This window comes from Nonomuraea maritima (assembly GCF_900100395.1).
GTDB lineage: Bacteria > Actinomycetota > Actinomycetes > Streptosporangiales > Streptosporangiaceae > Nonomuraea > Nonomuraea maritima.
In genome coordinates this window covers 21,134-36,568 of sequence record NZ_FNFB01000045.1, presented here as the reverse complement: position 1 = coordinate 36,568, position 15,435 = coordinate 21,134, and the positions used below count along the sequence as shown (strand labels likewise).

Below are 15,435 nucleotides of genomic sequence, written 5' to 3'. Positions count from 1 at the left end.
CGTCTGCCGTTCAGGCCGGAGCCGATTTCGCTCACCACGTCGGCGATGGTCAGCCCCATCCCGGTGGCAGCCGTGACGACTCGGCCCGCCTGCCGCTCGAGGTCCGCCTTCTGGTCAGCGCTCGAGACCCGGCAGTACGCGACCGTCCGGCCGTCCCGTTCGGACGGCTGCTCGAGCACCAGGTACCGGCCGGTCGCGGTCTTGGTGACCGGGACCGGCATTTTCCCGTCTCGCGCCCACTGCCAGGCGGTCTGGTAGTGCACGCCATTCCGCCGCGCCCACTCGGAAAGTTTCACAGACAAATGATGCAGACGGAGACTGAAGATGACTGATGCTTCCGCTAGCAGCTAACAACCCCCACCACCAAGAGCGGATACGCCCCACCTCAGGCAACCGTCGACCGAACCTGAACTCTCCCGCCTCCAGTAACCGTCGATCCACACGCGGCCGGCCGGTGTGCGACGTAGCACGGACACCAGGCGGCCCGTATGGCCTGCAACATGGAAAGCGGAGCTTGGCCGATTGGCCCCCACGGCCATGCTCGACAACGGCGGAACTGGTGGCCCGTCCACCGCTCGTGCCGGGCGGGCGACGATTAGTGGCATTTCGACGGCGGGTGTGCGTCCGTCGTCGTAGCCCAGCACGGCACGGACATGCTGTGGCCTGACAGCGACTGGCGGGAACGGCGAGCACGGTCTGTGGGAGCCCGGGGCGCGTTCGACATCAGTGGTGGCGGGCATACCCACCGCCCTCGCCAAGCGGACGACAGCCTCGCAGCTGCGGTGATCGGCATGTGTTCGCCTCGTCGTAGCCGAGCACGGTGTGGACGCGAGGCAGCAGCCCGTGCGCGACGTGGCGGTTATGTGCAGTGGCCCGTGTGCGAGATCACCAATATGCAGGCCGGCCGGGGTGAGAGATCACCGGCAGGCCGGCCGGTGTGATCCGGCCGGCGGAGTGTGCGGGGGTCTCGGCGCCGTAGGCGGTGGTTAGAGGGTGTCACCTTCTTCGCGGCGGCGTTCGTTGTAGGCGCGCATGCGCTGCGGGTACCCGGTCAGCTGGACGTCGTACACCGGCAGGGCAAGGTTGCGGGCGACCTTGTGGATCACGGCGGGGGAGCCGACGCGCCGCCTGGTCCACTCGCCGTCGTCGGCCACCGCGACGGCGGTCGTGTCGGTCGCGAAGGTCTCTGGCTCGACATAGAACTCGACACCACGCCGTGAACGAGCGAAGGCGATCAGCGCCTCGATGTCGGCGTCTGTCGCCTCCCGGTCGAACTTCGCGATCTTACGACCGCGGAGTCGACGAATGCCGTAGCGGTCTCGCCATCTCATGAATCCTTTTTATACCGTCCGGAGGCTCCCTGCCGGGGATGATCTAGGGGAAAGATCCGGGATTCTCCCGATGGCAGGAGACGCCGCAGCGATGCAGTATGAGAGACGGTAGCCAGTTTCTCGGAGAAGAGGTATGGCGATTATGGCTGGGGTATCGAAAACTCCCGGGCCCGGAGAGATGCCGCCGGCTCATCTGCGCGTCACCCACCAGGACCGCGAGCACGTTGTCGAGCACGTCAAGGCCGCTTATGCCGACGGTCGTCTCGACAAATTCGAGTTCGACGACCGGCTGGAGCGCGCCATGACGGCGCGGACCCACGGCGATCTGATGCCCATCATGTACGACCTGCGTATGTCCCCGGCCGTGTCCTTCCCGCCGGCACAGTCGTCGGCCCCGACGCCCACGGCGGAAGCGTCGGAGAGCAACGAACGCCTCGCCGCCGCGCTCGCCCACTTCCTGCCGATCCTCGGCTTCCCGATCGTCGGACCGCTGCTTGTCCTGCTGATCGGCGGCAAGAGTTCGCCGTACATCCGCAAGCACGCGGTCGAGGCGCTCAATTTCAACCTCACGGTGGTCGGGGGGTCGTTCCTGCTGGCGATCTCCTTCGTCGGCATCGTGCTGGTGCCGTTCATCCTGATCGTGTCGTTGATCCTCGGCATCGTGGCCAGTGTTTCGGCTCTCTCGGATAACGAATACCGCTACCCGATGACGGTTCGCCTGGTGAAGTGACCCGCAAGCGACTAATCTCGCCGTCCGACTGCGGGTTTTTAACTGTTTCCGTACGCCTCGACGCACGCCGCGAGTCGTCGATTTCTCTAGCTATCGGATGTATTCCGATTTTGTAACCACTATGTCGCGAATCGTTCGACGCTCGAAAAGGCGGTGGGCCGAAAACGCCGGCGTGCTGCCGTGGGCTACAGCATCTTTTGCGGTGCGGGCCGCGTTGTCACAGGTCAGCCACCGTGGTGGCGCGGCTGGGGACCCGCGCGGCCACGGTGGCGACGAGCGGGATGTCAGCGGGCCAGCACCTGGTAACGCACGTGCATCACGCCCGCGCTCAGGTTGCCGATGGCGGCGAAGGCGGCCTCCGAGAGATCGAAGCAGCGTCCGCCGACGAAGGGCCCGCGGTCGTTGATCCGGACCGTGACCGATGCGCCGGTCGCCGGGTTCGTGACGCGCACTCGGCTGCCCATGGGCAATGTCCTGTGCGCGGCGGTCATGGCGCCGGGGTTGAAGCGTTCGCCGCTGGCCGTCATCTGGCCCTCGCCGTAGTACGAAGCGCCGCACGATCCGGAGGCGATCACCCTGGATCGCTGCCTCTGCCGCTTGGCCTTGCGGTACTCCTTCGCGCGGCTCTGCGCCTTACGGGCGTCCTCGGAGGTGTCCGCCTTGATGCTCTGCGCCTCGATCGTCTCCGTCGTGGCGGAGCCGCTGGTGGCCTTCACCTTGGGGAGGTGAGCAGAGGCCAGGGTCTTGGCCGGCTGGGGCGACGTGTGGGTCCGGGACGCCGTGACGGCCGGCGAGTGATGGATCGCGTGGGAGGCCTTGGGCGTCGACGCCGACCGGCTGTGGGGGCGTGTGGCCTTCTTCGGCGAGGCGGCAGGCCGGGCGATGGTCTTCGTGGCCGTCGGGGTGGTGGCGGGCAGGCTCAGGGCGACCGTGCGTCCGGGGACGTCGCCGCCTATGGCGGCCCACGCGGTGGTGGAGAGCACCGCGACGACGGCGGCGCCACCCGCGACGGTGGCCCAGCCGAGCTTGCCGGTGGAAGTGCGGAACGACGACTTGCGGGAGTGCTTGCCCAAGGTAAACCACCGTCCTGGCTAGGGGATACGGCAGGGAAAGGCTGCGTCGGGCGGGGGTGGGGGCGGACGGCGGCCGATCCGGTCGGCGGGGCAGGGCCCTGCGCGGTGAAGAAGAACATATGGGACAAACAGCAGGTAAAGGCAACATAATGGGATATCTAGTGACATAAATCACTCACGGCAAGATCTTTCGGATCTCTCTGTGTACGCCGTAGATCTTTCGATTCAGCGCCCAGAACCCCGGGAGATCACCGCGAAACCCACCCAGCTCGCGATCATCAGGGGACTCGCCCGCACCGGCCCCGCGATCCAGTCTCAGCTCAGCGACGCACTCGGCTGCGAACCACCCAGCGTCACCCTCATGGCACGCAAAGTCGAAGCCGGCGGCCACATCCGCCGCAAACCCGCCCCCTCCGACCGGCGCGCCATCGTCGTGGAAGGCCGACGCTCCCGCCTTGGCGACCACGGCCGCGAGCGTGGTGCAGGAGAGGAGATGGGATAGCGCCACTCCGCCGGCCGGCCCGCGCTCGTCTTCGCCGTCCGGTCCCTTGGGCGGGCCGGACCGTCGCGTCGTCAGCCGACAGAAGGGCAGAGAGCGGGGGGAGGGCGGCCGTCAGATCCCGGCCCGCAGAGGGGAGAAGGGGCGAAAAGCTGGGGAGGGCGTCACGTCGCAGGCGGTACGTCGGCGTGCGTGCCGGGCAAGGTCCGCAGGGTAGGGCACGTCCGTCCCCTGGCGCGGCCCTTAGCCCGGTGGCCGAGGCCAGAGCACCAGCGTGAGCGCGACTCTCGGCGCTGGCTATGCAGGTGGAACCGGGAGCCATATGTCGGTCGGTTTGAGAGCCACTTGTTGATCAACTACCTTGGAGTGTTAGTGAAAACGAGAGCCATGCCCTGTGGGTCTAAGGCATGGCTCCGGTTCGCGAGAGCTCTGCCGTGGTGGGTGCAGTCATATGTGGCGGCTGGCTGCGGAGACGAGCACACGCAACGCGCCAACGTGGCGGCCTTCCATATGTGGGGGCTCGTCTCCCGCATGCTCAACGGGGCCTACGAACGCGACCTGTCGATCTCGTTGCTCGGCGTGGACCTGCCCACAGCGGGCGCGCGACCACGGCATCGACGCGATCTACTGCTCGAACCACGGCGGACTCTCCGCCCTTGAACTGCTGCCCGGCGTCGTCGAGGCGGCAGGCGGCCTGCCGGTGCTCTTCGACTCCGGGGTCCGCAGCGGGTCCGACGTCGCCAAGGCCATCGCCCTGGGCGCCACCGCGGTGGGGATAGGCAGGCCGTACGCCCACGCGCTGGCCGTCGGCGGCACCGACGGGCTCGTCCACTACCTGCGCTCGGTCCTCGCCGAGCTCGATCTCCTCATGGCCATCAACGGCTACCCCACGATCGCCGACATCCGCCGGACGTGAACGGCCGCGTGCGTTCATTGCCACCGGCGACCACCTGCTGATCCGCCCGTCTGGACGAGGGGGCGGGCCACGTGCCGAGCTCGAGTCATGTGGAGGTGTCAGCCCCCTTCGCGCCAGCGGGAGGCGAGCTGGGCGCGATTGGCGCAGCCGGTCTCGTCCAAGATCCGGGTGAGATGCTTCTTGACGGTGTCGATTCCGACGAACAGACGGTCGGCGATCCGCTGATTGGTCAGGCCGTGGGCGGCGAGCCGGGCGACCTCCCACTCCCGAGGCGTCAGCCGCCAGTCGGTGCCAAGAGCGAGCTGCTCGCGGTGACGCGTGAGCTGCTCAACAGCCAGCGGTGCGAGGTGGCGCCGCAAGGTATGAAGTACGGCCACATCTCGGGCGGGCACGTGAGGGCTGTCGCGCACCGCCATACCGACGTAGAGCACCCCGGCCGCTCCGCCGTCGATCACCGTACCGACCTTGTCGCTGATCCCGTGCGGCCGCAGGAACCGTTCGCCATACTCCCCGTCCGGCGCCACCTCGTTCAAAGTGACCACGCCTGCGGACATCAGCAGCCGGTGCGTCCGCTCGGTGCGGAACGGATCAGCGTCAGCCCAGCGGGCGGCGTAATCGGCCAGGAAGCGCGGAGAATAACCGCCCTGAACTCCGCAGCCCTTCTCCACGGCCTCCCGCAGGGTGTCACCGTGCAGGACGGCGACCCCGGCGTAGCCGTACCAGCTCTGCAGGGCCCGCACCAGCTGTTCCTGGAATCCCCGCAGCCCTGGCACCCGATCGACCGCCTCCAGCACACCGACCAGACGCCGGTAGTCGGCGGCCGCCATCGGCTCGCCGGCCGGCAACGGACGGGGAACGGGCTGTGGTCCGACGAGTGCGTCTGCCATAGGCAGATTTTCCACCTTCGGGCCATACCGCCAGTAGCGGGTGGCCAGGCATCGTGATCACCGTGCTTCGGGCACCCCGCCGGAGGCACCGAGAAAGGATCACAGTGAACACGACGCCGAGCCCCCGCCGATGGTTGATCACCGGCGCCAACAGCGGCCTTGGTGCCGCCTTCACCCGGGCCGCGCTCGTGGCCGGCGACCATGTGGTCGCCGCGGTCCGCCGCCCGCAGACCATGGCCGAGGTGATCGCCGAGCACCCGGACCAGGTGACGGTCGTCGAGCTCGACGTACGTGACGCCGTTGCCTGCGGGCGTGCGGTCGAGACCGCCGGCTGGATCGACGTGCTGGTGAACAACGCCGGTTACGGGATTGTCGGCGCGATCGAGGAGACCACGGAGGAGGAACTCCGGGACGCATTCGAGGTGATGTTCCACGGCCCGTTGCGGCTGACCCGGCTGGCGCTGCGGCAGATGCGCGAGCGGCGCAGCGGGGCGATCATTCAGGTCAGCAGTATGGGCGGTCTGCTGTCCTTCGCCGGTGCCGGGGCCTACTGCGCCGCCAAGGGCGCGTTGGAGCAAGCCAGCGAGGCGCTCGCGGCCGAGGTCGGGCCACTCGGGATCGACGTCGTCATCGTCGAACCGGGAGCCTTCCGGACCGGGTTCGCCGGTCCGGCGCTGCACCTGAGCAAGCCGATCCCCGGTTACGAGGACACGGTGGGTCCGACACGGGCCTCGTTGACGGCTTCTCACGGCAACCAACCTGGCGATCCCGACATAGCTGCTCGCGCGGTTCTGGCCGTACTCGACCTGCCGGAGCCTCCACTGCGGTTGGCACTTGGCGAGGACGCGATCTCCGCCATCCAGGCGAAGCTCACCGCCGTGGCCACGGATCTGGAGGCCACAGCTCATCTCGGCCACCGAACCGCCATAGCCGGTGTCTCCGTTCGCCACTGATGCCGCCGGTGTTCGAATCCAGCCGAGAGACGGGTGAAGCCGATGAGCGGCTTGGCCCGTGAGTCGTCGTCTCCGACGTGCGGCTTCAAGCCCCGGAACGATCGCTCTGGCAACACCGTGAGACGCTGTGTGATGTGATCAGCTAGCTTGTTCGGCTCTGGCTCGGGTCTGGGCCAGACGGTAGGAGTCGGTGCCGGTCTCGAGGATGTTGCCGGCGAAGGTGAGGCGGTCGACGATCGCGGCGCAGAGACGTGGGTCGGTAAAGGTGCGGGTCCAGCCAGAGAAGGACTCGTTGGAGGCGATGGCCACGCTGTTTTTCTCCTCGCGTTCGGTGAGCACCTGGAAGAGAAGTTCGCGCCGTGCCGGTCGAGTTCCATATATCCGAGCTCGTCGATGCAGAGCAGGTCAACACGCCCATAGCGGGCAACGGTCTTGGCCAGCACCTTCTCATCGGCGGCCTCGACGAGCTCATTCACCAGCTTCGTGGCGAGGGTGTAGCGGACCCGGTAGCCCTTCATAGCGGCCTCTGTTCCGAGGGCGATGAGCAGGTGCGACTTGCCGGTCCCGGAGTCGCCGATGAGGCAGAGCGGTTGCCCCTTCTTAACCCATTCGCAGGTCGCGAGGGTGTGAATGGTGGCGGGGTCGATGTTGGGGTTGGCCTCGAAGTCGAAGGCGCGCAGAGACTTGTCGCGAGGGAACTGAGCGGCCTTGATACGACGTTCGGAGCGACGGCGGGCGCGGTCATCGCACTCGGCCATGAGAAGCTCGGCCAGGAAACCCAGGTAGGACATCTGATCGCGGGCGGCTGCCTCGGCCAGGTCGGGAAACTGGGCGCGAATGCTGGGCAGGCGCAGCATCCGGCAGGCCTGATCGATCGAGGCCTGGGCGGCTTGCTCGGTCATGCCGCGGTGGTGAGGCGTGGTCATGGGGTTCCTCCCTGGGCAGGACGCTCGCCGGCCGGTCGAGCGCGTTTGAGCAGTTGGTCATAGACCGCCACCGAGGGCGGCGGCCTGGTGTCGCGGGGAAGCTGGGCCAGGCGCCGTTCGGTGAGGAACGTGACCGTCGCGTCGGTGCTGGCGTCTTCGGCGGCGGTTGGAGGAGATGGCTCCTGGTCTTCCTCAGCCGCTTTGCGCGCCTCCAGCGCGACCGCATCAGCGGTGAGAGCTCCGGCCCGCAGAGCCGCAGCCAGGCCGGTGACCAGGTGCTCGGTCGGCAGGTGGCGGGCCAGCAGCAACACCTCGATCAGCGCGCGCGTTCCGTCCCGGTCGCCGTGGGCCTTGCAAGCCGCAGCCCACCACGCGTCATGAACCGGGGTGAACTTGCCCGCGGCTTTGGCCTGTTCCAGCGCGGTCGCGCCCGGGAGCGCGCCGGGTTTGCGGATCAAGACCTCCAGGTAGTGATCCAGCTCCAGACGGCGGGCCGCCTTGGCGAACAGCCGATCATGGCGTGCGACAATCTGCTGCCCGTCATAGACGATCAGTTCCGAGGCGTGCAGCATCACCCGCAGCTGCCGGCCGATGAGCCGAGCCGGAACCGAATATCGGTTCGTCCGGACCGTGATCTGGCTGTAGCGATCAACCCGGACCGGCAACAGCAGGCCGGTCTCGAACGCCTCCAGCGGAATTGGCCGCAGCAGCGGCTGCTCAATCGCGAAGTACTCGCCAACCGTCCTGGCCCGCGCCCCGATCCGCCGCCCCTCATCCTCCAGATCCCAGCGCTCGATCATCTCGTTCAGCTCGTCGAGCGAAGCAACCTCGGGAACCGGGACCAGATGGTTGCGGCGAAACCAGCCGATGTCGCCCTCGACCCCGCCCTTCTCGTGGGCGCCCTTGATCCCCGGCTGGCAGTAGAACGCCTCGACCCCGTAGTGCTCGCGAAACGCCGTCCAGCGGGCGGACTCCGTCCGGGCCCGGGTGAACCCCAGCACCGCGGAGACCGCGGCCTTCAGATTGTCGTAGCGGACCTTGCCCGTCGGGACCCCGCCCAGCACCCTGAAAGCGTGGACGTGTCCCTCGAAGAACGCCTCCTGGCCTCCGGTGGCGAGCACCCGATGGACCGCCTTGCCCGAGTACGACATCCGGAACGAGAACAGGAAGCATTTCACCTGCTCACCTGCGATCCGGACCGTCACGTCACCGAAGTCGACCTCCGCCTCGACTCCCGGCAGATGCGACTGCGGGACGAACGCCTCCGGCGGACCCCGTCCTGCCTCGACCCGGATTTCGCCCCGTCGGCGAGCGACGTAGGCGCGGACCATCTGATACGAGACCTCGGCGGCCTGGTGCTCATCTACCAGACGAGCGAAGATCCGCTTGGCTGTGTGGCGTTGCTTGCGCGGCGCATCCAGATCGGCCCGCAGCATCTCGTCGATCAACGGCTTGAACTCATCCAGCCGGCTCGCCCGCGGCGCCATCTTCTTCCTCGGCTCCGGCCACGGCTGACGCAACGCCTCAGCCACCGTGTTCCGGCTGACTCGATACTTGATCGCGATCTGCCGACCCGACAGCCCCGCACGAGAATCCCGGCGAATCGCCGCGAATACCTCCACCTTGGATTGGGGGTGTGTCACCAGCGTCTCCTCACAGGGAGTAACGCTTCGATACTCGCATTGCGAACCCTCAGGTGGCTCTAGAATTCGCTAACACGACCCCAGCCCCACCGGGCGCCACAGAGCCACTGACCGACATCTGGCTCTCGGATTCACCTACAGAGCCACGGCGCGGTGCGTCGGTCGGCGGGTCAAAGCTTCAGGGTGGGCGCGACGCCTGGCGTGGTGCGCTGGTCCGGAGGCGAGTTCAGGGCGGGCTGGTCGCGGCGCGGTGGCTGAGGGTGCTGAGGGTGCTGAGCAGTGCACCAGGGTGCGTACGACTCTCAGCATGGTGCGTCGGTCCGGGCGCAGAGCCTCCAGATGGGTGTGGGTCACGGTGCGGTGCACGGTCTGGGGCAGCGCGTCAGGGTGGGTGGGGCTCTCGGTGTGGTGTGCTCGTCCGGGGGTTAGAGCATCAGGGAGCGGACTGTGTCGACGGTGTCGGCTTCCTCGACGCGCTTGTCGGGGCGGTAGCGCAGGACGCGGGCGAAGCGCAGGGCCATGCCGCCCGGGTAGCGGGGCGAGCGCTGCACCCCGTCGAACGCGATCTCGACGACGAGCTCGGGCCGGAGCTTGACCGTCCACTGGTCGGTGGGGCCCTCGGCGAGTTCCAGGAAACGTTCGGTCTGCCAGGCGAGCAGCTCGTCGGTCAGGCCCTTGAACGTCTTGCCGAGCATCACGAACCCGCCGTCGGGGTGACGTGCGCCCAGATGGAGGTTGGACAGCTTGCCCTCTCGGCGGCCGTGCCCCCATTCGGCGGCGAGGACGACCAGGTCGAGCGTGTGGCGCGGCTTGACCTTGATCCAGCCGGCCCCGCGTCGCCCGGCGGCGTAGGGCGACATGAGCGACTTGACCACCAGGCCCTCGTGGCCCGCCTTCACGACGTCGACGAAGAACTTCTCGGCCTCGGCCACGTCGCCCGTCACCATGCGGGGCGTCAGCAGCTCCTGCGGCACCGTACGGGCGAGGGCCTCCTGCCGCTGGGAGTAGGGCAGGTCGAGCAGGTCGGCGCCGTCGACTCTGAGGGCGTCGAAGAAGAACACGCTCAGCGGTGTCGTGTCGCGCAGCCGTTCGACGTCGGTCTTGGTGGAGACGCGGCTCGCGGTCACCTGGAACGGGTGCGGCCGGCCGTCGGGCCGCAGCGCGATCACCTCGCCGTCGAGCACCACATCGGCGGACGGCATGCCCAGCACGGCCTCGACCAGTTCGGGGACCTGCTTGGTGATGTCGTCGAGCGTACGGCTGAAGACCCTGACCTCGGAGCCGGAGCGGTGCGCCTGGACGCGGATGCCGTCGAGCTTCCACTCCAGCGCGGCTGGAGCGCCGGCCTTCTCCAGCGCGGCGGACACGTTGGGCGCGCTGCCCGCCAGCATGGGGGAGACGGGCCGTCCGACCTCCAGCCGGAACGCCCGCAGCGCCGCCACCCCGCCGGCCAGCGCGGCCGCGCCGACGGCCGGCAGCGAGCCGCGCAGCGTGAGCGCCCGGCGTACGTCGGCCGACGGGACACCCGACGCCTTGGCCACCGCCTCGATCATGACGCCGTCGAGCGCACCCTGCCGGAGCTCGCCGTGCAGGAGCCGGCTCATGAACTGCTGCTCCTGGCTCGTCAGCCCGGCGAACAGCTCGGCCACCAGGGCTTTGCGCGCCGCCTGCGACCCCTGCCCGGACACCGCCTTGATGCGGCTCAGCAGCTCGTCGACCTGGGTCAGCGTGGCGGTGGCGGCCAGCTTGGGCTGCGGGATGTCTTCGAGCGTGCGCCAGCCGACGCCGACCTGCCGCTGGGGCAGATCGCCCGAAAGGTAGGAGATGGCGATCTCCGCCTCCTCCGGGCCGACCCGGCCCAGCAGCTCCGCCAGGTGGCCGATCTTGCCCAGCCTGGCGGACGTGCGCGTCACCGCTTCGGAAACCCGGACCACGTCGATCAGAAGCACACGCCTATGGTGCCTCACGACGGCGACATTTCCCCACCTCGAATCGGCATATCTACTCAGCGCACCGCCTGACGGCAATTAACCCACCAACGGGACGTAAAGGGCTGGGTGTTCCCGAACGCATCATTCGGGGACGGGTCCACGGGGGTGACGAGAACGATGTGCGTCCGGCCGCCTGATCAGAGTTCGTGCGCAGGGGCAGCGAAATGCCAGGAAGCAACCACTATGCGAGGCGCCACGCCGGCCAAAATGACTCCCAGGCGCCATGGGCCACCCAGCGGCCATGTTCTCTGTCGGCCGAACTACGCCGACCGGGACCCTGGTACAGAGCCTTCTGGCGCCCGCTCCGGACGGCCGGGGTCTGTGGGGGCTGGTCGTCTGGTGGGCGGACGGGCCTCGCGCGACCCACCACCAGGCACCGGGGTGGTGGTCGGGGTGGGCTTCGTGCGCACGCTCGATGGAGGGTGCTCAGGCGCCGGTGGCGCAGGTGGGGAAGGTTCGGCCTGAGTGAGGGCCGAAGCTGTGACACCTGGGTTTCCAGGCCTGTGCCCTGATGGACGGTAGCGCTCGGTCCCTGCGCTCGGGGACGGGCCGCGTGGACCTGTACGCCGCGTGACGGCCGGCCCACAGGGGTTCGAGGCCGAGGTTCGGCGGCCTGGTGTGTTTCGGTGCTCTGCTGTCGGAGGGCGGAGGGCGGGGACAGTCCGGCCTGTGCATGGCGGCCGGAGTGTCCCGCGCGGCTCCAACGGTCAGCTGACGCCGAGGAGGTCGACGACGAAGATCAGCGTCTCGTTCGGCTTGATGCGGGGCGGGGCCCCACGGGTGCCGTAACCGAGGTGCGGCGGGATGACGAGCTTGCGCCGGCCGCCGACCTTCATGCCCACGACGCCCTTGTCCCAGCCGCCGATGACGTGCCCGGCGCCCAGCGGGAACTCGAACGCCTGGCCGCGGTTCCACGACGCGTCGAACTCCTCACCGGTCGAGAACGACACGCCCACGTAGTGGACGCGTACGTTGTGACCGGCCTTGGCCTCGGGGCCGTCGCCCACGGTGATGTCCTCGATCTCCAGGTCGGCGGGCGGGTTGCCGCCGGGGAAGTCGATCTCGGGCTTCTCGAGTGCCACGAAGTGCTCCTGTAGCAATGGTTGACGATGAGAATGACCCGACGACTCTATGCGGTCGGGCCGTCCCCGTCGCTCACGGCCGCCGTTCGGCGCGGTGCCGTCCCGCCGTTCAGTGTCGCGGTTCAGTGCTGCCTGCCCCGACGTTGAGCAGCACCGTGAGGTCGGGTGATCACCAGCTTTGGTGCAGGGGCATGCCCTCGGCGAAGCCTGACGAGCTCTGGATGCCCACGATGGCCTTCTCGTGGAACTCCTCCAGGGTCGTCGCCCCCGCGTACGTGCACGACGAGCGCAGCCCGGCCACGATGGCGTCGATCTGATCCTCCACGCTGGGCCGCTTCGGGTCGAGGTACATCCTGGACGTCGAGATGCCCTCCTCGAACAGCGCCTTCCTCGCCCGCTCGAACGCCGAGTCGTCAGCGGTCCGCAGCCGCACCGCCCGCGCGGAGGCCATGCCGAAGTTCTCCTTGTACTTGCGGCCGTTCGCGTCGGTGTGGGTGTCACCGGGCGACTCGTACGTGCCCGCGAACCACGAGCCGATCATCACGTTCGACGCCCCGGCGGCCAGCGCGAGCGCGACGTCGCGAGGGTGCCGTACACCGCCGTCGGCCCACGCGTGGCGGCCCAGGCGGCGCGTCTCGGCGGCGCACTCCAGCACGGCCGAGAACTGCGGCCGGCCCACCCCGGTCATCATGCGGGTGGTGCACATGGCGCCCGGCCCGACGCCGATCTTGACGATGTCGGCGCCGGCGTCGACCAGGTCGCGCACGCCCTCGGCGGTGACCACGTTGCCCGCGGCGACGGGCACACCCGGGTCGAGCTTCTTGACGGCGCGCAGCGCGGAGATCATCTTCTCCTGGTGGCCGTGGGCGGTGTCCACGACCAGGCAGTCGACGCCCGCGTCGAGCAGCCCCCTGGCCTTGGCGACGACGTCGCCGTTCACGCCGACGGCCGCGGCGACGCGCAGCCGGCCGCCCGCGTCGACGGCCGGCTGGTAGAGCGTGGCGCGCAGCGCGCCCGTACGGGTCTGGATGCCGACCAGGCGGCCCTCCTCGTCCACGATGGGAGCGAGCCGATGGCGGCCCTCGTGCAGCCGCTCGAAGGCGGCGCGCGGGTCGAGTCCGGCGGGCAGCGTGAGCAGTTCGCTGGACATGACGTTCGCCAGCTGCGAGAACATGTCCACGCCCGCGCAGTCGGCCTCGGTCACCACGCCGACGGGCCGGTTCTCCCAGTCGACCACGATCACCGCGCCGTGCGCCCGCTTGGGCAGCAGCTGCAGGGCCTCGCCGACGGTCTCGTGCGGGGTCAGGGTGAGGGGGGTGTCGTTGACGAGGTCACGTTGTTTGACCCAGTCGAGGACCTCCGTCACGACGTCGAGCGGGATGTCCTGGGGGATGACGGCGATGCCCCCCCGCCGCGCCACGGTCTCGGCCATGCGGCGACCCGCGACCGCGGTCATGTTGGCCACCACGATCGGGATCGTGGTGCCCGTGCCGTCGTTCGTCGAAAGGTCGACTGCGAGCCGGGAACCGACCGACGAACGCGACGGCACCATGAAGACGTCGCTATACGTCAAGTCGTAATGGGGCGCGTGGTCGTTAAGAAACTTCACGTTCGTCCATCTTATGCGCTGACACGTCGACCGGGGTTTTCCCCTTTCCCAGGGGCTTATGATCGGCCGGGATGCTTTTTGGGGGGAAGGGGAGTGCTCGTGGAGCCCACTGAACGGGCCGAGTTGATCGTGGTGGGGTACGCCGTGCGTACCAGCAATGCGGATGAAAAGGATCCTGCGCGCGCGAAATTGCCGGCACTCTGGCACCGGGCCGGCGCGCCCGGGGCTTTCGCGCACGTGCCGAACCGCGTGGACGAGCACCTGTACGCCGTTCTGACCGACTACGAGAGCGACCACAACGGCGCGTTCACGCAGATCGTCGGAACGGGTGTCCGGACGGTGCCGCGACTGCCGGAGGGCATGGTGGCCGTGCGCGTCCCCGCCGGTCCTGCGCTGCGGCTGGAGGCGCGCGGCCCGATGCCGCAGGCGCTGGCGGAGACCTGGCAGCGGGTGTGGAACCACACCGAGTCGGGCGGCACGCCGGCGCGCGCCTTCACCACCGACCTGGAGGTCCATCACCCGGGGGGAGTCGACCTGTACGTGGCGGTCTGACCGGTCAGGCCAGCACGCCCTGGGCCCGGAGCTTGTCCGCCTGCTCGGCGGGCAGGCCCCAGCCCGACAGATCAGTCAGCCGGGTGGCGGGGGAGAGGTCCTGGCCGCCCGCGCCGAGCAGGCGCGGCGCGGGCGCCGGCTGGGTCACCTCGCCGACCTTGACGAAGGAGCCGCGGGCCATGTTGTGCGGGTGGGAGGCGGCCTCGGTCATGGACAGCACGGGCGAGACGCACGCGTCGGAGCCCGCGAAGAGCTCCTCCCACTCGGCGCGGGTACGGCTCATGAACGCCTCGGCCAGGCGGGCCCGCAACGCCGGCCACTGGCTCCTGTCGTTGCGGTCGGGCAGGTCCTTCAGTCCCATGAGGCTCACCATCGCCTCCCAGAACTGCGGCTCCAGCGCCCCGACGGCGACGTACTCGCCGTCGGCCGTCTCGTAGGTGTCGTACTGGGGGGCGCCGGTGTCGAGCAGGTTGGTGCCGCGCGGTCCCCAGAAGCCGCTTTGGGCCCCCTGGTAGAACATCGCGAACAGGATCGCCGAGCCGTCCACCATCGCGGCGTCGATCACCCGTCCCTGGCCGGTGCGCTCCCGCTCGAACAGGGCCAGCAGCACGCCGTACGCGAGCATGAGGCCGCCTCCGGCGAAGTCGCCGAGGATGTTGATCGGCGGCGTCGGCTTGTCTCCCGCGCGGCCTAGCTGCGACAGCACGCCGGAGACCGCGATGTAGTCGATGTCGTGCCCGGCGGTGGGGGCGAGCGGGCCTTCCTGTCCCCAGCCGGTCATCCGGCCGTAGATGAGCCGTTCGTTGACGGCGTGCAGGTCGCCGGGACCGATGCCGAGCCGTTCGGCCACGCCGGGACGGAACACCTCGATCACCACGTCGGCGTGGCGCACGAGCCTCTTGAAAGTCGTCACGCCCTCGGGGGCCTTGAGGTCGAGCCCGATCGTGCGCTTGCCCCGGTCCATGACATCGGTACGGGGCCGGTCGGAGACCGCCTTGACGCGGTCGACCCGGAGCACCTCCGCGCCGTGGTCGGCCAGCATCATCCCGGCGAACGGGCCGGGGGCGAGCCCCGCGAGTTCGAGTACGCGCACCCCGGAAAGCGGACCCCGGCGAACCTCAGGCATCGGTCTCTCCTTGCTGTGGGACCCCACCAGTAGAACAACATTCGGTGATCTCGTGCAAGCGGCCTTGCGGACAGACCGCCGAAGCGGTGGGAGGTATGGGAAACTTGCCCACTGTTC

General features: G+C 68.8%; 15 protein-coding genes and 1 pseudogene. 6 read left to right on the top strand and 10 right to left on the bottom strand.

Annotation, left to right across the window (positions count from 1 at the left end; all coding sequences use genetic code 11):
* Together BLR04_RS37385 and BLR04_RS37380 are read right to left on the bottom strand one after the other, a co-directional pair.
* Window positions 1-296, bottom strand: a 296-nt coding sequence (locus tag BLR04_RS37385; RefSeq protein WP_176903495.1) for a recombinase family protein, incomplete at its 3' end; no start/stop codon positions are given.
* A 690-nt stretch (window positions 297-986) separates the two neighbouring features.
* A complete protein-coding gene (locus tag BLR04_RS37380; protein WP_090773899.1) occupies window positions 987-1,331 on the bottom strand; it encodes a hypothetical protein in 345 nt (114 codons plus the stop codon).
* A 133-nt stretch (window positions 1,332-1,464) separates the two neighbouring features.
* On the opposite strand from BLR04_RS37380, the gene BLR04_RS37375 reads away from it, so the two are divergent.
* Window positions 1,465-2,061: a DUF1707 and DUF4870 domain-containing protein gene (locus tag BLR04_RS37375; RefSeq protein ID WP_245740975.1), complete on the top strand. Its 597-nt coding sequence runs from the start codon at window positions 1,465-1,467 to the stop codon at window positions 2,059-2,061.
* Between the two features lie 284 nt (window positions 2,062-2,345).
* On the opposite strand, the gene BLR04_RS42530 is transcribed toward BLR04_RS37375, so the two are convergent.
* Window positions 2,346-3,134 carry a septal ring lytic transglycosylase RlpA family protein gene (locus BLR04_RS42530; RefSeq protein WP_281191867.1) on the bottom strand — a complete coding sequence of 263 codons (789 nt, stop codon included), beginning with the start codon at window positions 3,132-3,134 and terminating at the stop codon, window positions 2,346-2,348.
* A 202-nt stretch (window positions 3,135-3,336) separates the two neighbouring features.
* On the opposite strand from BLR04_RS42530, the gene BLR04_RS37365 reads away from it, so the two are divergent.
* The 3 genes and pseudogenes from BLR04_RS37365 to BLR04_RS42160 all read left to right on the top strand — a co-directional run bounded on the left by BLR04_RS37365 (window position 3,337) and on the right by BLR04_RS42160 (window position 4,549).
* Entirely contained in the window at window positions 3,337-3,636 is a 300-nt protein-coding gene (locus BLR04_RS37365; protein ID WP_245740974.1) for a MarR family transcriptional regulator, read from the top strand.
* A gap of 384 nt (window positions 3,637-4,020) precedes the next feature.
* Window positions 4,021-4,209, top strand: a pseudogene (locus tag BLR04_RS42165) (alpha-hydroxy-acid oxidizing protein); the annotation flags it as partial.
* Window positions 4,142-4,549, top strand: coding sequence for an alpha-hydroxy-acid oxidizing protein (locus BLR04_RS42160; protein ID WP_425413477.1), 408 nt, complete (start codon window positions 4,142-4,144; stop codon window positions 4,547-4,549). The pseudogene BLR04_RS42165 and the gene BLR04_RS42160, both read left to right, overlap by 68 nt.
* A gap of 98 nt (window positions 4,550-4,647) precedes the next feature.
* Here BLR04_RS42160 and BLR04_RS37355 read toward each other — a convergent pair whose 3' ends face one another.
* Window positions 4,648-5,376, bottom strand: coding sequence for a helix-turn-helix transcriptional regulator (locus BLR04_RS37355; RefSeq protein ID WP_245740973.1), 729 nt, complete (start codon window positions 5,374-5,376; stop codon window positions 4,648-4,650).
* A 164-nt stretch (window positions 5,377-5,540) separates the two neighbouring features.
* Between BLR04_RS37355 and BLR04_RS37350 the strand changes: the two genes are divergently transcribed.
* Entirely contained in the window at window positions 5,541-6,389 is an 849-nt protein-coding gene (locus BLR04_RS37350) for an SDR family NAD(P)-dependent oxidoreductase (protein WP_090773894.1), read from the top strand.
* Here BLR04_RS37350 and BLR04_RS37345 read toward each other — a convergent pair.
* From BLR04_RS37345 to BLR04_RS37325, 5 genes are all read right to left on the bottom strand, one after another.
* Entirely contained in the window at window positions 6,341-7,291 is a 951-nt protein-coding gene (locus BLR04_RS37345; RefSeq protein WP_425413476.1) for an ATP-binding protein, read from the bottom strand. The two genes, BLR04_RS37350 and BLR04_RS37345, sit on opposite strands and share 49 nt — an antisense overlap.
* Before the next feature lie 20 nt (window positions 7,292-7,311).
* Complete coding sequence (istA, locus tag BLR04_RS37340) at window positions 7,312-8,958, bottom strand: IS21 family transposase (RefSeq protein ID WP_090773893.1); 1,647 nt, start codon at window positions 8,956-8,958, stop codon at window positions 7,312-7,314.
* A 425-nt stretch (window positions 8,959-9,383) separates the two neighbouring features.
* Window positions 9,384-10,907 (bottom strand): ATP-dependent DNA ligase, encoded by a 1,524-nt coding sequence (locus tag BLR04_RS37335; protein WP_090773892.1) that lies wholly within the window; start codon window positions 10,905-10,907, stop codon window positions 9,384-9,386.
* A gap of 749 nt (window positions 10,908-11,656) precedes the next feature.
* Window positions 11,657-12,031 (bottom strand): FKBP-type peptidyl-prolyl cis-trans isomerase, encoded by a 375-nt coding sequence (locus BLR04_RS37330; protein WP_090773891.1) that lies wholly within the window; start codon window positions 12,029-12,031, stop codon window positions 11,657-11,659.
* A gap of 169 nt (window positions 12,032-12,200) precedes the next feature.
* Window positions 12,201-13,640 (bottom strand): GuaB1 family IMP dehydrogenase-related protein, encoded by a 1,440-nt coding sequence (locus BLR04_RS37325; protein ID WP_090773890.1) that lies wholly within the window; start codon window positions 13,638-13,640, stop codon window positions 12,201-12,203.
* 99 nt (window positions 13,641-13,739) lie between these two features.
* On the opposite strand from BLR04_RS37325, the gene BLR04_RS37320 reads away from it, so the two are divergent.
* The gene (locus tag BLR04_RS37320) at window positions 13,740-14,192 is read left to right on the top strand and encodes a GyrI-like domain-containing protein (RefSeq protein WP_090773901.1); all 453 of its coding nucleotides are present in this window, start codon (window positions 13,740-13,742) and stop codon (window positions 14,190-14,192) included.
* A gap of 4 nt (window positions 14,193-14,196) precedes the next feature.
* Here the strand turns inward: BLR04_RS37320 and BLR04_RS37315 are convergent, their stop codons facing one another.
* Entirely contained in the window at window positions 14,197-15,318 is a 1,122-nt protein-coding gene (locus BLR04_RS37315; protein WP_090773889.1) for a CaiB/BaiF CoA transferase family protein, read from the bottom strand.
* Window positions 15,319-15,435 lie beyond the last annotated feature (117 nt).

Coding starts and splice junctions, on each gene's coding strand:
- BLR04_RS37345 (WP_425413476.1), bottom strand. CDS start 7,291: ATGACCGAGCAAGCCGCCCAGGCCTCGATCGATCAGGCCTGCCGGATG.
- BLR04_RS37380 (WP_090773899.1), bottom strand. CDS start 1,331: ATGAGATGGCGAGACCGCTACGGCATTCGTCGACTCCGCGGTCGTAAG.
- BLR04_RS37355 (WP_245740973.1), bottom strand. CDS start 5,376: ATGGCGGCCGCCGACTACCGGCGTCTGGTCGGTGTGCTGGAGGCGGTC.
- BLR04_RS37315 (WP_090773889.1), bottom strand. CDS start 15,318: ATGCCTGAGGTTCGCCGGGGTCCGCTTTCCGGGGTGCGCGTACTCGAA.
- BLR04_RS37375 (WP_245740975.1), top strand. CDS start 1,465: ATGGCGATTATGGCTGGGGTATCGAAAACTCCCGGGCCCGGAGAGATG.